This is a genomic window from Bradyrhizobium genosp. A (assembly GCF_049949275.1).
Taxonomy (GTDB): Bacteria; Pseudomonadota; Alphaproteobacteria; order Rhizobiales; family Xanthobacteraceae; genus Bradyrhizobium.
The window spans coordinates 2,942,026-2,956,776 of the sequence record NZ_CP188196.1 but is presented as its reverse complement, the minus strand read 5'-3'; the positions used below and the strand labels follow the sequence as shown (position 1 = coordinate 2,956,776).

Here is a 14,751-nt window from a genome sequence, read left to right as displayed (position 1 = left end):
GGATTTCTTCTCCGCTCTTGCATCGCTGCAACACTTTCCGCGTCTTCGAGAATGAATCGGAACGTTGCGTGCGTTCATCGCTTGTATTTCACATCGCACCGGCTCAAGATCGTTTTTCGAAAATATTCTCCGGCATGTGAACCGGCTGAGGGGCAGGCCCATATGGACGAGCTGATCGGACGGCTGGCGACGAACGCCAGCATAGATAGTGCTGTGGCTGAAAAGACCGTCGGCATCATCCTGAATTTCCTCCGCAGCGAAGGTCCTTCCGACAGCGTGCAGGCCCTGATCGACCAGATTCCTGGCGCAGAAGGGGCGATCGAAGCGTCCAGGAGCGGCGGCGGACTGTCGCGGCTGATGGGCGGCGGCCTGATGGCCGTCGGCACCCGCCTGATGGGCCTGGGGCTCGGCATGTCCGATATCCAGACCGTGGCCCGTGAACTTTTTCGCTTCGGTCGAGACAAAATCGGAGCGGATCAGATGGGCAAGATCATCGCGGGCACGCCGGGCCTCAGCCAGTTCGCCTGAGCGACGCATTTTATATTTCATATTGAGTATCATGACATATCCGATCTCCGAGATTGAGGGCCTGCCGGCCTTTGCTGCCAACAAGTTGAAGGCGCAGGGTATCCGTACCACCGACGCGCTGCTGGAAGCCGCGAGCACCGCCAAGGGCCGCAAGGCGCTCTCGGCCAGGACCGGCATCAGCGAGCAGCTGCTGCTGGAGTGGGCCAACGTCTCCGACTACATGCGCATTCCCGGCATGGGACGGGCCAAGGTCGGCCTGGTCCGCGCCGCCGGCGTCACCACCGTGCGCGAGCTCGCCTACCGGAATCCGGCAAGATTGGCGCAGAGCATGCGCGAAGCCAACGGTCGGAAGAAGCTCGTCCGCATCCTGCCGTCGGAGAAGTCGGTCGGCGACATCATCGCCAAGGCCAAGAAGCTGTCGCCGAAGATTACGTATTAGGGCTGCTCTCCCCGTAGCCTGTTGCGGTCTTGCGAGCCCAACGCCGGGTCTCGTGTCCCGGACGCGCTGCAATGCTCTTAGCGTTGCTGCGCAGAGCCGGGACCCATTCCATCCAAACAGTTCGGCCCCGGCTCAGCAGCGCACCGCTGAAGAAGCGCTGCGCTGCGTCCGGGGCACGAGTACCGGTAGCCTGGACGCACCGGAATAACTGCCCCCATCCCATCTTGACACCCCCTCCCCGACCGCGCAAAGCCACGCGCATGAATGCCTCGCCCTCCCCATCCGTCCCGCCGGCCGGCTCGGCCGGGCTAGATGCGCTGCGGACGCTCGTGGGCCGGCCTCTGCCGGCGGTGATGGGCGTGCTCAACGTGACGCCGGATTCCTTTTCCGATGGCGGCGACTTCATCGCGCCGGACCAGGCCCTGGCGCGGGCGCGGGCGATGATCGAGGCCGGCGTCGACATCATCGATATCGGCGCCGAATCCACCCGGCCCTACAAGGGCGCCCAGCCGGTGACAGTGGCGGACGAGCTTGCCCGGCTGAGGCCGGTGCTGTCGGGCATCGTCGCGCTCGGGCTCCCCGTATCGATCGACAGCATGAAGGCGGAGGTTGTGGCCTTCGCGCTCGACCAGGGCGTGGCCATAGCCAACGACGTCTGGGGATTGCAGCGCGACGCCGATATGGCGCCGCTGGTCGCCGCAAGAGGCGTCCCCGTCATCGTCATGCACAACCGCGACAGCGTCGATTCCGCCATCGACATCGTCGCTGACATGAAGGCGTTCTTCCTGCGCTCGCTCGACATCGCCGCCAAGGCCGGCATCGCACGCGAGAAGATCGTGCTGGATCCCGGCATCGGCTTCGGCAAGACCGCCGAGCAGAGCATGATCGCGCTGGCGCGGCTGCGCGAGCTCGACATGTTCGGCCTGCCGGTGCTGGTCGGCGCCTCGCGCAAGCGTTTCATCGCCTCGGTTTCGCCGTCGGAGCCGAAAGAGCGGCTCGCCGGATCGATCGCCGCACATCTGATCGCCGCGCAGAAGGGCGCGAAGATCATCCGGACCCATGACGTCGCCGAGACCTTGCAGGCCCTGCGGGTCGCCAACGCAATCGAGAGTAAGCAATGACCGATACGATCTTCGTGACCGGCCTGTCGATCCATGCGCGCCATGGCGTGATGGACCACGAAACCGAAGTCGGCCAGCGCTTTGTGATCGACCTCGAGCTCTACACCGATTTGTCGGAGCCTTCGCGCAGCGACCGCCTCGCCGATACCGTTTCCTATGCCGACGTGGTGGCGACCACGACGGCGGCGTTCAAGAACACCAATTACAAGCTGCTGGAGCGCGCGGCGGGTGCAGTCGCGGATGCGATCCTGTCGCACTTCCCGCGCATCCGTGCCGTGAAGATCACCGTGCACAAGCCGCATGCGCCGATCGCCGCGATCTTCGACGATGTCGGCATCATGCTGACCCGCTCGCGGCACCCCTGACATGGCGAGCGTGCTGATCGCACTCGGCGGCAATGTCGGCGATGTCCGCGCGACATTCAAAAAGGCGATCGCCCACATCTGCGGCATGGCGCAAGCCGCGGTGATCGCGCGTTCGTCGGACTACACCACGCCGCCCTGGGGCGACGAGGACCAGGATCCCTTCATCAATGCCTGCGTCGAGATCGAGACCGACCTCGATCCGCACGCGCTCTTGTTCGTCATGCAGAAAGTCGAGCAGAAATTCGGCCGCACGCGCGACAAGGATCGGCGCTGGGGTCCCCGCACGCTCGATCTCGACATGATCGCCTATGACAACATGTCGATTCAGAAGCCCGACCTGACCCTGCCGCATCCGCTTCTTTTCGAGCGCGCCTTCGTGCTGGTGCCGCTGGCCGAAATCGCGCCCGACCGCGTGATCTCAGGCATCCGCGTGCGTGACGGGCTTGCCAGCGTCTCGACGCAAGGCATTGAGCGGCTTTCGGATACCGGTTAACCAAAAACAACCGTTTGCAGGGACGGCCGACCGTGGCAATTTCGTCTGCGAATAACGAGACGTTTGGGAGCCCTGGGCCGTATGACCTCCGTGACTGACGATCTGCCGCTGGCGGCCGATTTTCCCAAGGCGACAGACGCGGACTGGCGCAAGCTGGTCGATGGAGTGCTGAAGGGCGCGCCGTTCGAGGAGCTGGTCGGCAAGACCTATGACGGTCTGAAGATCGAGCCGCTCTGTCCGCGCGCCAAGGGCGCTGCGCCTGTGGTGGGACGGCCGGCGGCCGCGCCATGGCAGATCATGCAGCGGATCGATCATCCCGATGCGGTTGCTGCGAACGCGCAGGCCTTGCAGGACCTGGAGAATGGGGCGACGGGCCTCGCGCTGGTGTTCGCCGGCGGCAACGGCAGCCATGGCTTCGGCCTGGAACCGACGGCCGGTGCGGTCGCGAAAGTGTTGAAGGATATTCACCTCGATGCCGGCATCGAAATCGAGCTTCAGGTCGGCCCGCAATCGCGGATGGCCGCGATCCACATCGCGGAATATGTGAAGAGTAACGGCATCGATCCCGCAGCCTGCAACATCCGCTTCGGGCTCGATCCGCTGGCCGCCTGTGCCGTGTGGGGAAACAGCCCCTACAGCTGGGAGGAGATCGTTCCCGCCGTCACCGGTGGCATCAAGGGTCTCGCCGGGCTCGGTTTCAAGGGGCCGTTCGCGTCCGCCGATGGACGCGTGATCCATGATGCCGGCGGCTCGGAGGTGCAGGAGCTTGCCTTCGTGCTCGCCTGCGGCGTTGCCTATCTGCGCGCGATCGAAAGCGCCGGCGTTCCGCTGGAGCAGGCGCAGGGCATGGTCTATGCACGGCTCGCCGCGGATGCCGATCAGTTCCTGACCATGGCAAAATTCCGCGCGCTGCGGCTGTTGTGGGCACGCGTCGAGACGGCGTGCGGTCTGACGCCGAAGCCGCTGTTCATCGCCGCCGATACGGCCTGGCGCATGCTGACGCAGCGCGACCCTTACGTGAACATGCTGCGCGCGACCATCGCGACCTTCGCGGCCGGGCTCGCCGGCGCCAATGCGATCACCGTGCTGCCGCATACGCTGGCGCTTGGGCTGCCCGATCCGTTCGCGCGGCGCGTGGCGCGCAACACGCAGCTCCTGCTGCTGGAAGAAAGCAACCTCGCCAAGGTCAGCGATCCCGCGGCCGGCTCCGGCGGCATCGAGACACTGACGGCGCAGCTCTGCGAGGCAGCATGGGCGCTGTTCCAGGAGAGCGAAAAGGCCGGCGGTGCCTTCGCGGCGCTTCAGCAGGGCCTGTTCCAGAGCAAGGTCGCTGCGGCGCGAAAGGCGCGCGACGCCAACATCGCAAAGCGCCGCGACGTGCTGACCGGCGCGAGCGAGTTTCCGAACCTGCATGAGAGGGAAACGGCGGTGCTCAACGCGACCCCGATCGCGGTCGCGCCTTATGGCGAGGCAAAATACAAGTTCGACGCGCTGGCGCCGATGCGCCTCGCCGCGCCGTTCGAAGCGCTGCGCGACAAATCCGACGCGGCGTTGAAGGCGCGCGGCACGCGGCCCAGCGTGTTCCTGGCCAATCTTGGCACGCCCGCGGATTTCACAGCGCGCGCGACATTCGCAAAAAGCTTGTTCGAGGCCGGCGGCATCCAGGCCATCGACACCGAGGGTTTTGCAGATCCCACCCAGCTCGCTGCCGCCTTCAAGGCCTCCGGCGCGGCGCTCGCCTGCCTTTGTTCCAGCGACAAGGTCTATGCGGAACACGCCGAGGCAGCCGCGAAGGCCCTGCAAACCGCGGGTAGCCGACATATCTATCTGGCAGGCCGTCCGGCTGAGGCCGAGGCTACCTTACGCGCTGCCGGGGTCACAGGCTTTGTGTTCGCCGGCGCCGATGCGCTCGCCACGTTGCAAGACGCTTATTTGCGGATGGATCAGGCATGACCGAGGCCAGCAAACCCGTTCTCACCGGCGGCTGCCAATGCGGCGCGGTGCGCTTTGCGATTTCGGCGACGCCGAACCGGATTTCGATTTGCCACTGCCGGATGTGCCAGAAGGCGAGCGGCGCGCCGTTCGCCTCCTTCGCCGACATCAACCGCACCGATTTCGCCTGGACCAAGGGCGAGCCGTCGTTCTTCCGCTCCTCCTCGATCGCCGATCGCGGCTATTGCGCCGCCTGCGGCACGCCGCTGAGCTTCGGCCGCATCGACGGCGACCGGATCGAGATCATGACCGGCGCCTTCGACCGGCCCGACCGCCTGGTGCCGACGCGGCAATATGGGACGGAGTCGCGCCTCGGCTGGGTGGTCGGCATCTCCAACCTGCCGAGCCAGACCACGCAGCAGAATTACGGACCGGAGAAGATGGCGACCATCGTCAGCCATCAACATCCGGATCATGATTGAGCGCCTATGATATGGTTGAAGCCATGAGCCGCATTCCGAACTTTGCAGACATTGCCTTCGAGCGGACTGCAACCACCGCACCGTCAGGCAGCGCCGAGCCCTGGCTGACGCCCGAGGGCATTCTGGTGAAGCCCGCTTATGGCGAGGCTGATCTGGCCGGGCTCGATTTCCTCGATACCTATCCCGGCATCGCGCCATTCCTGCGCGGCCCCTATCCGACGATGTATGTCAACCAGCCCTGGACCATCAGGCAATATGCCGGCTTCTCCACGGCGGAAGATTCCAACGCGTTCTACCGCCGCAACCTGGCTGCCGGACAGAAGGGCCTCTCGGTCGCCTTCGACCTCGCCACCCATCGCGGCTATGACAGCGATCATCCGCGCGTCGGCGGCGACGTCGGCATGGCCGGTGTGGCCATCGATTCCATCTACGACATGCGCACGCTGTTTGCGGGCATTCCGCTCGACCAGATGAGCGTGTCGATGACCATGAACGGCGCAGTGCTGCCGATCCTCGCGCTCTACGTCGCGGCCGCCGAGGAACAGGGCGTGCCACCGGAGAAACTCTCGGGCACCATTCAGAATGACATTCTGAAAGAGTTCATGGTGCGCAACACCTATATCTATCCGCCTGCGCCGTCGATGCGGATCATCTCGGACATTTTTGCATACACCTCGCAGAAGATGCCGAAATACAACTCTATTTCCATTTCCGGCTATCACATGCAGGAAGCCGGCGCGACGCAAGATCTCGAGCTTGCTTATACGCTCGCCGACGGCGTCGAATATCTGCGCGCCGGTCTTGCCGCCGGGCTTGACGTCGACCGCTTCGCGCCGCGCCTGTCGTTCTTCTGGGCGATCGGCATGAACTTCTTCATGGAAGTCGCCAAGCTGCGCGCCGCGCGCCTGCTCTGGGCGAAGCTGCTCAAGCCCTTCAACCCTAGGGATCCGCGCTCGCTCTCGCTGCGCACGCATAGCCAGACCTCCGGCTGGTCTCTGACCGCGCAAGACGTGTTCAACAATGTGATGCGCACGACCGTGGAGGCGATGGCGGCCACGCAAGGCCATACCCAGTCGCTGCACACCAACGCGCTCGACGAGGCCTTGGCGCTGCCGACCGATTTCTCCGCGCGCATCGCCCGCAACACCCAGCTGTTCCTGCAGCAGGAGAGCGGCACCACCCGCATCATCGATCCCTGGGGCGGCTCGTACTATGTCGAACGGCTCACGCGCGACCTCGCCGCGAAAGCCTGGAGCCATATCCAGGAGGTCGAGGAGCTCGGCGGCATGGCCAAGGCCATCGAGGCCGGCGTGCCGAAACTGCGCATCGAGGAAGCCTCGGCCAAGACGCAAGCCCGGATCGATGCCGGCAAGCAGGCGGTGATCGGCGTCAACAAATACAAGCCGACCGACGAGACGCCGATCGACATCCTCAAGGTCGACAACACCAATGTCCGGCGCTTGCAGATCGACAAGCTGGCGCGGCTGAAATCCGAGCGCAGCCAAAAGGACGTCGAGGCCGCGCTCGCAGCGTTGACGCGCTCGGCCGGCGAAGGCAACGGCAATCTGCTCGCGCTCGCGATCGATGCGGCGCGCGCGAAGGCGACCGTCGGCGAAATTTCGGACGCGATGGAGAAGGTGTTCGGCCGGCACCGCGCCGAGATCAGGTCCATCACCGGCGTCTACAAGCGGGAGGCGTCCAGCATGGGCAACCAGGTCGAGAAGGTTCAGGCGCTGATCGACGCGTTCGAGGAGGCCGAAGGCCGCCGCCCGCGCATCCTGGTCGCCAAGATCGGCCAGGACGGTCACGACCGCGGTCAGAAGGTGATCGCCTCTGCCTTCGCCGATATCGGCTTCGACGTCGACATCGGGCCGCTGTTTGCCACTGCCGACGAAGCGGCACGACAGGCCGTCGAGAACGACGTCCATATCCTCGGCGTCTCCTCGCTCGCCGCTGCCCATCTCACCGCCGTCCCTGAACTGAAGGCAGCGCTGAAGAAGCAGGGCCGCGAGGACATCATGATCATCGTCGGCGGCGTGGTGCCGCCGCAGGATTACGACGCGCTCTATGCCGCTGGCGCCGAAGCGATCTTCCCGCCCGGCACGGTGATTGCGGACGCCGCGGAAGAGCTGATCCGCAAGCTGAATGCCCGGCTCGGCCATAGCGAGGCGGCGGAGTAATTCCGCCGCTCTTGGGCTCCCGGTATCAAAACCGGCGGCCGCTTGCGATATCTATGCAAAGCCGCATAGCATATTGCATTGACGAGCCCGATTCCCGAGGGCGCCACCGGGATCATTGATGCCAGGAATCACGCGCCGCATTTTTGCGGCCTCTTTTGTGGCTGCCGCCACATCCGCCCTCCTCTCACCTGCGCGCGCGCAAGCCTATCCGGCGCGGCCGGTGACCTTGATCGTGCCGTGGGGTGCGGGCGGCGGGACGGATGCGACCGCGCGCATCGTCGCGACGCTGCTGGAGAAGGAGCTCGGCCAGCCGTTCAACGTCGTCAACCGCACCGGCGGCTCCGGCGCCGTCGGCCATGCCGAAATCGCAGCCGCAGCGCCGGACGGCTACACGATCGGCATGCTGACCGTGGAAATCGCGATGCTACATTGGCAAGCCCTGACGCATCTGACGCCTGGGAATTTCACGCCGTTGGCGCTGGTGAACGAAGACCCGCCGGGCGTCCAGGTGTCCATCTCCTCGCCATACAAGACGGCGAAGGAGCTCATGGATGCCATCAAGCTGGCGGCGCCGGGACGATTCAAGGCCTCGGGCACCGGCCAAGGCGGCATCTGGCATCTCGCCCTCGTCGGCTGGATGCAGGCGATGGGATTGCCGGCCAACCAGGTTGTGTGGTCGGCGTCGAATGGCGCCGCACCGGCCATGCAGGATCTCGTCGCGGGCAGCCTCGACCTCACCACCTGCTCGGTGCCGGAGGCGCGCGCCACCATCGAGGCCGGCCAGGCCCGGAGCCTGGCGATCATGGCGCATGCGCGCAATCCGATCTTCCCCGACGTCCCGACACTGAAGGAGACGCTCGGCGTCGATTATTCCACCAGCTCATGGCGCGGCATCGGCGGGCCCAGAGGCTTGCCTCCGGAGATCGCCACCACGCTGACCGCGGCCTTGAAGAAGGTGTACGACTCCCCCGCATTCAAGGACTTCATGACCGGACGCGGTTTCGGCACCGTCTGGCGCGATGCCGGCCAGTTCGAGACCTTCATGGACCAGGCCGATCGCCAGATGGGTCAGGCCATGAGGGCGGCTGGTTTCGCCAAGGCGTGACGGGCCCTCGCCTGCCTGCTCTCGCCGTTGTAAAGCAGGGGATGGTTGAGAAGAAGACTTCGCTGGATATCACCTCCCTCGCCCGTGATTTGCGCGCAGGCCATCGCGCGGCACTCGCGCGGGCCATCACGCTGGTGGAGAGCCGGCGCAGCGATCATCAGGCACAGGCGCGTGAGCTCGTGCAGATGCTGCTGTCCGCTACCGGCAAGGCGGTTCGCGTCGGCATCACCGGCTCGCCTGGCGTCGGCAAATCCACCACCATCGATGCGCTCGGGACCTATCTGATTAAGCAGGGCAACACGGTCGCGGTGCTCGCGGTCGATCCGTCCTCGGCACGCAGCGGCGGCTCGATCCTCGGCGACAAGACGCGGATGGCACAGCTCGCGGCGTCCGACGATGCCTTCATCCGCCCCTCGCCGTCGTCAGGCAAGCTCGGCGGCGTCGCCGCCAAGACGCGCGAGGCGATGCTGCTGTGCGAGGCGGCCGGCTTCGACGTCGTGCTGGTCGAGACCGTCGGCATCGGCCAGTCCGAGACCGCGGTCAGCGACATGACCGATTTTTTCCTCGCGCTGATGCTGCCGGGCGGCGGTGACGAGCTGCAAGGCATCAAGAAGGGCCTCGTCGAGCTTGCCGACATGATCGCGATCAACAAGGCCGACGGCGACAATGTCAAGCGCGCCAACATCACCGCGGCCGACTATCGTGGCGCGCTGCATATTCTGGCGCCGAGGTCCGAACATTGGCACCCGCCTGTCATCACCTATTCGGCGATGGCCGGCACCGGCATCGCCGAGCTCTGGCAGAAGGTCCTCGAACACCGCACGGCGATGAACGCGTCCGGCGAGTTCGCCGCACGGCGGCGCGACCAGCAGGTGAAATGGATGTGGTCGATGCTGGAGCAGCGCATGCTGGCGCGGCTGCGCAGCGAGGCGTCCGTACGCAGCAAGGTCAGGAAGATCGAGGCGGAGGTCGCCGACGGCCACCTCACGCCGGCCCTCGCCGCCGAACAAATCCTGGAGTTGCTGCAATGAGCGAAAAGCTCCGCATTCTCCTCACCGGCTTCGGCCCGTTTCCCGGCGCGCCGCATAATCCGACTCAGCCGCTGGTGGCGCGGCTCGCGCAACTGCGCCGTCCGGCGCTCGATGGTGTCGCGTTATCGAGCCACATCTTTCCGGTGACCTATGCTGCGGTCGACCGGCAATTGCCGGAGGTGCTGGCGAAGTTGAAGCCGGATGCGCTTTTGATGTTCGGCCTCGCCGCCCGCACGCCGTACCTCCGCATCGAGAGCCGCGCGCGCAACGCCGTCACCATGCTGTGGCCCGACGCCGCCAACACCCGCTCGGGCAAGCGCGGCATCGCCGGTCATGCGGATGCCATGACGTTCGGCCCGCATACGGCGAGGCTGCTGCGCGCCGCGCGGCTCACCGGCATCGATGCGCGGCCCTCGCGCGATGCCGGCGCCTATCTCTGCAACTATCTGAGCTGGCGCGCGATCGAGAATGTCAGGGCAGGCGGGCCACGGCTCGCGGCGTTCATCCACATTCCGCTGCTTGCGCGCAGCGGCGCGGTGCGGCGCAAGGGCGCCCCGCGCATCACACTGGAGGAGCTGGTGGATGCGGGAGAAGCGATGCTGCTGGAGATGGTGGGTTTGGCAAGGAAGGGGCGGAACACGCAGGCTTCGTAGGGTGGGGCAAAGGCGCCCTTGCGCCGTGCCCACCATCGCGCTCCGATCTGCGGTTACGATGGTGGGCACGCTACGCTTTGCCCACCCTACGGCACCGTGCTCTGCGGTAAACATTTAACCCTACCGCGAACAATCCTCACCGTGCTCCCCGCCCTGCGCTACCTAATCGCTGCGGACATCTCCCGCGTCCGCCGAAGGGCGCGCCATGGACTTCAATCGCCGTCATCTCATCGGAGCTTCGACGGCCGGCATCGCCGGCGCGCTCGCGATGCCTGCCGACGCCGCGCGCGCGGCGCCGCTGACGTCGCTACTCGGCCGCGATGCAACCCAATATGGCGTGCGGCCCGGTAGCGGCGAGGATCAGACGCGCGCGCTCCAGCGCGCGATCGACGAGGCCTCGCGCGCGCAGATGCCGCTGGCGCTTCCACCCGGAATCTACCGAACCGGACTGCTGCGGCTGCCGAATGGCGCGCAACTGATCGGCGTGCGCGGGGCGACAAAGCTTGTCTTCACCGGCGGGGCCTCGGCGATCCAGAGCGACGGATCGGACTCGATTGGGCTGACCGGCCTCAGCTTCGACGGCGGCGGCATTCCGCTGCCGACGCGGCGCGGGCTGGTCCATGTCCTCGGCGGCCGCGACGTCCGTATCGCCGATTGCGAGATCACCGGCTCCGGCGGCAACGGCATCTGGCTCGAGCAGGTGTCAGGCGACATTTCCGGTAATATCTTCACCAACGTCGCCGTCACGGCGGTGGTCTCGTTCGACGCCAGGGGTCTCAGCGTGTCCCGCAACACCATTGTTGGCACCAACGACAACGGCATCGAGATCCTGCGCACGGTCATCGGTGACGATGGCACGCTGGTCGCGGACAACCGCATCGAAGACATCAAGGCCGGCCCCGGCGGCTCCGGCCAGTACGGCAACGCCATCAACGCCTTCCGCGCCGGCAACGTGATCGTGCGCGGCAATCGCATCAAAAACTGCGACTACTCCGCCGTGCGCGGCAACTCGGCCTCGAACATCCACATATCAGGCAACAGCGTCAGCGACGTGCGCGAGGTCGCGCTCTATTCCGAGTTTTCGTTCGAGGCCGCGGTGATCGCCAACAACACCGTGGATGGCGCCGCCGTCGGCGTCTCGGTCTGCAATTTCAACGAAGGCGGCCGCATCGCGGTGGTCCAGGGCAACGTCATCCGCAATTTGATCCCGAAGCGGCCGATCGGCACCGCGCCGGATGACGATGCCGGCGTCGGCATCTATGTCGAGGCCGACACCTCGGTGACCGGCAATGTGATCGAGAACGCGCCGTCCTACGGCATCGTCGCCGGCTGGGGCAAGTATCTGCGCGACGTCGTGATCTCGGGCAATGTGATCCGCAAGGCGTTGGCCGGCGTCGGCGTCTCCGTGGTGCCGGGCGCGGGCACCGCGCTCGTCAACAACAACATGATCTCGGAAACCCCGCGCGGCGCCGTGGTGGGCCTCGACCATGCGCGTGCCGTGACGGCGGACCTGTCAGCGGACGGCGCCCAACGCTTTGCGCAGGTGGTGGTCGGCGGCAATGCGGTGCGGCAATAGGCGCAACGCCCCGCCCTCGCCTTAGAACGTATTCCGCAGCAGCGGGTACTTCGCCTCGATGCCATCGAGGCTGAAGGTGAATTCGACCACGCGCTCGGGGGCCGCGACGATTTCGGCGGCGGGTGGCGAGAAGGTCTGCAGAAACGAGGCGATCGACGCCACTGGCGCAGTCGGAGCGGGCCGCGCCATCCGATCGACCGGTGCAGTTGGGGCGACCGGTGCAATCGGTGCCTCGACGATTTCAGCGAGCACGTCCAGCTTGGGCTCGAGCCTGACCGGAACGGCAGTCTCGGGCGCGATGTGCACGGCCTTGGGTTGCAAGGTCTTGGGCTGCAGGGTCTGGGGCTGCAAGGTCTGGGGCTGCAAGGTCTGGGGCTGCATGCCCTGGGCCTGCTCGCGCGGAAACACGCGCGGCATGGTCGCGGGTGACCAGCCGAATCCGGAGGTTACGCTCGCGGCAGCCGCGGCGACGTCCCCGCCATTGGCAAGGGCACGCCAGGTCTGGACCGCGCGCTTGGCTTCCTGGATGTTTTCGAGGAATGCGAGTTCGGAGTGATAGCGGCGCCAGCGTCCGGTCTCGAACATTTCGGAGAGATGTTCCAGCCGCTGCTCGGCGAGAGCGCACCAGCGTGCTGCAAGCTCGCGGCTTCCAGCCGCGCTTTGGCGATGAGTCATAAATCAGCCCGTCAGGAGAAAATACGGACGCGACGCAACGCACACGAATCAATTTAGAAGCGACATGAATATTTTGTGGAAAAGTTTTGACTTGTCCAGCAACGACACGGCTGTCGTCACGAAAGACCGTAGTCGTGCGGAGTTCTTTGAGCTCTTCGAGTCAAGCTTCGCACAAGCATAGGGGGCTTGCCGCATGCAGTTGCCGAGTCCTGACAACGATCGCAGCCGCGGACTCAACCGCAAGCTGATCTCGTGCGACGCTTCAAGAAATCGGACGCCCCAAAAGAAAAGACCCGTCCGGGGGGACAACCGGACGGGTCGAGCCATATGGGCGCTTGGGGTGGATGGGCGCTCGCGCCTGATATGACTTATGGGGAGGGATGACCGCTCCCACATATTTTGGTCGTGGCAGCGGGCTGAACGTTCAATGCGGCGTTCGATTTTCTGGCCGCTCCGCAGCGTGCAATCTTGTCGCAGCCGCTATCGCGTCGCCGGCCTATCCACCTGAGAAACCGTGGATTTATCGTCCGCACCTGACAGCGAGGGTTGCTCTATCGTGCGGCTGCCAGGCTCACCGCGACGTTCGCGAACGTCTTCACGTTTAGTTGTACCGGACGCTGCCGCGACCGGCGTCGTGCTGTCGGCCGGAACGGCCATGACCGCGGCAAACGCATCGGGCTCACCGTCGCCGAAGAGATCATCACGCCCGGGTGAACCGAGATCACGCGCGGTCTTCGCCAGCGTCATGCGCAGCGCTTCCGGCTTCAGGGAATAGTTGCGCTCGAGCAGCAAGGCCGCGACGCCGGAGACATAGGCCGCCGAGAACGAGGTGCCCGACGTCATCTGGTATTTGCCATCCGGCGCCGGCAGGAAGATGTCGACGCCGGGCGCCGCCAGCGCGATGTAATTGCCGCGGTTGGATGCGGTGAACAGCTTGTCCTGCTGGTCGGTTGCACTGACCGCGATCACGTTGGGATTGGCGGCGGGATAAAGCGGCGGCGATTTGGCGCCGGCATTGCCGGCAGCCGCGATCAGCACCAGGCCGCGCGCGGCAGTTGCCGCGATCGCACGCTCGATCACCGCGTCCTTCGGACCGGCAAAGCTCATATTGACGATCCGGGCGCCGTGCTCGGCTGCGTAATTGAGTGAGCGCAGGATGATGTAGGATGAGCTCTCGGCGCTGCCGGTGGTACCGCCGAAGGCCCTGATAGCGATGATGCGCGCTTCCGGCGCGCTGCCCATCAGCTTCGCATGCGCCACGATGGCCCCCGCAATGCCGGTGCCGTGGATATGCGGGCCCTCGCTGCTGCCGAGCGCGTCGAAATTGTCGGCGATGGAGTTGGTGAGTTCGGGGTGCTTGGCGTCGATGCCGGAATCGATCACGGCAACCGTGACATTGGCGCCGTGCGCCAGCGTGTGCGCCTGCGGCAGGCGCAGCTTCGACAGCGCGTATTGCGCCGGATCGCCCTCGGCCGGCACCGCCGGCTTCTGGTCCTGGAGCACATAGCGGAAGTTCGGCTGGAGCGAACGCACGCTGCCGTCAGCGGCAAATTCGCGCCGCACCGTCTCATACGGCCGACCGTCAGCGACGCGGAACAGGCCGACCGTGGCCCCGATCAGCGGAAAGTTTTCCGAAGAGACGCGCGTCAAACCGTGGCGCCGCGCCAGTTCATCGGCCTCGGTCAGCGACAGCGCACTGTCGATCTCGGCCACGAACTCGTTGGCGAAGCTCCGCAGATTGACCGCGACCGGCGTGTTGTTGCCCCGCCCCTTGCCGGCGCTCTTCTTGGCCGATTTGCCGGAGCCGTCGCCGCCTCCGTTCGGCTGCCCCAGGCACTCACCGTCGGCGTCGCGATAGGCAGCCGTGCAGGCCGGATAGAGGTTCGGCGAGTAGCGCGCATAGGGCAGCACCGGCATCGAGCCGATCCGCGCCGTGGAGATATGCGGGATGGCGGGGGTGACCCGAGGACCGCGGTCGACGCTCATCACCCTGGCCGCGACACTCGGAGAGATCGTTGGCGTCCGCGAGGGAACGCTGATGGTCGGCGTGCGCATAATCGCCTGGGCGTGCGCCACCTCGATGCCAAGGCAGGCGGCGAGCAGGAGCGCGGCTCCGACCGACGAAGCATAGGCCCCGGTTCGCAACTGGCTCTCGGACTTGCGCGTCATGG

The 14,751-nt window shown here is 65.7% G+C and carries 14 protein-coding genes; 12 read left to right on the top strand and 2 right to left on the bottom strand.

The genetic code is table 11. The features are described 5' to 3' along the window. Nucleotides 1–162 precede the first annotated feature (162 nt). The 12 genes from ACP2YP_RS13665 (at nucleotide 163) to ACP2YP_RS13610 (ending at nucleotide 11,905) form a co-directional block, all read left to right on the top strand. A complete protein-coding gene (locus ACP2YP_RS13665) occupies nucleotides 163–528 on the top strand; it encodes a DUF2267 domain-containing protein (RefSeq protein WP_426424721.1) in 366 nt (121 codons plus the stop codon). 31 nt (nucleotides 529–559) lie between these two features. Further along, on the top strand, nucleotides 560–967 hold the full coding sequence (locus ACP2YP_RS13660; RefSeq protein ID WP_426424720.1) for a DUF4332 domain-containing protein: 408 nt from the start codon (nucleotides 560–562) through the stop codon (nucleotides 965–967). A 260-nt stretch (nucleotides 968–1,227) separates the two neighbouring features. After that, entirely contained in the window at nucleotides 1,228–2,088 is an 861-nt protein-coding gene (gene folP, locus ACP2YP_RS13655) for a dihydropteroate synthase (protein ID WP_426424718.1), read from the top strand. Next, nucleotides 2,085–2,453 (top strand): dihydroneopterin aldolase, encoded by a 369-nt coding sequence (folB, locus tag ACP2YP_RS13650; RefSeq protein ID WP_027533885.1) that lies wholly within the window; start codon nucleotides 2,085–2,087, stop codon nucleotides 2,451–2,453. The genes folP and folB overlap by 4 nt, the downstream gene beginning before the upstream one ends. Nucleotide 2,454: 1 nt before the next feature. Then, nucleotides 2,455–2,946, top strand: a complete 492-nt coding sequence (gene folK / locus ACP2YP_RS13645) for a 2-amino-4-hydroxy-6-hydroxymethyldihydropteridine diphosphokinase (protein WP_426424717.1) — start codon at nucleotides 2,455–2,457, stop codon at nucleotides 2,944–2,946. Nucleotides 2,947–3,027: 81 nt separating this feature from the next. Beyond that, nucleotides 3,028–4,899 carry a methylmalonyl-CoA mutase subunit beta gene (locus ACP2YP_RS13640; RefSeq protein ID WP_426424716.1) on the top strand — a complete coding sequence of 624 codons (1,872 nt, stop codon included), beginning with the start codon at nucleotides 3,028–3,030 and terminating at the stop codon, nucleotides 4,897–4,899. Further along, nucleotides 4,896–5,360: a GFA family protein gene (locus tag ACP2YP_RS13635; protein WP_426424715.1), complete on the top strand. Its 465-nt coding sequence runs from the start codon at nucleotides 4,896–4,898 to the stop codon at nucleotides 5,358–5,360. Before ACP2YP_RS13640 ends, ACP2YP_RS13635 begins: the two co-directional genes overlap by 4 nt. 23 nt (nucleotides 5,361–5,383) lie before the next feature. Further along, nucleotides 5,384–7,540 (top strand): methylmalonyl-CoA mutase, encoded by a 2,157-nt coding sequence (scpA, locus tag ACP2YP_RS13630; RefSeq protein ID WP_426426139.1) that lies wholly within the window; start codon nucleotides 5,384–5,386, stop codon nucleotides 7,538–7,540. A 118-nt stretch (nucleotides 7,541–7,658) separates the two neighbouring features. Next, nucleotides 7,659–8,645 (top strand): Bug family tripartite tricarboxylate transporter substrate binding protein, encoded by a 987-nt coding sequence (locus tag ACP2YP_RS13625; RefSeq protein WP_426424713.1) that lies wholly within the window; start codon nucleotides 7,659–7,661, stop codon nucleotides 8,643–8,645. Nucleotides 8,646–8,686: 41 nt separating this feature from the next. Beyond that, nucleotides 8,687–9,676: a methylmalonyl Co-A mutase-associated GTPase MeaB gene (gene meaB / locus ACP2YP_RS13620; protein ID WP_426424711.1), complete on the top strand. Its 990-nt coding sequence runs from the start codon at nucleotides 8,687–8,689 to the stop codon at nucleotides 9,674–9,676. Then, nucleotides 9,673–10,329: a pyroglutamyl-peptidase I gene (locus ACP2YP_RS13615; protein ID WP_426424710.1), complete on the top strand. Its 657-nt coding sequence runs from the start codon at nucleotides 9,673–9,675 to the stop codon at nucleotides 10,327–10,329. Before meaB ends, ACP2YP_RS13615 begins: the two co-directional genes overlap by 4 nt. A 205-nt stretch (nucleotides 10,330–10,534) precedes the next feature. Continuing rightward, nucleotides 10,535–11,905: a TIGR03808 family TAT-translocated repetitive protein gene (locus ACP2YP_RS13610; protein ID WP_426424709.1), complete on the top strand. Its 1,371-nt coding sequence runs from the start codon at nucleotides 10,535–10,537 to the stop codon at nucleotides 11,903–11,905. A gap of 21 nt (nucleotides 11,906–11,926) precedes the next feature. Here ACP2YP_RS13610 and ACP2YP_RS13605 read toward each other — a convergent pair whose 3' ends face one another. Next, the gene (locus tag ACP2YP_RS13605; protein ID WP_426424708.1) at nucleotides 11,927–12,580 is read right to left on the bottom strand and encodes a TIGR03809 family protein; all 654 of its coding nucleotides are present in this window, start codon (nucleotides 12,578–12,580) and stop codon (nucleotides 11,927–11,929) included. A 480-nt stretch (nucleotides 12,581–13,060) separates the two neighbouring features. After that, entirely contained in the window at nucleotides 13,061–14,749 is a 1,689-nt protein-coding gene (locus ACP2YP_RS13600; protein WP_426426138.1) for a S8 family serine peptidase, read from the bottom strand. Between the last annotated feature and the right edge of the window lie 2 nt (nucleotides 14,750–14,751).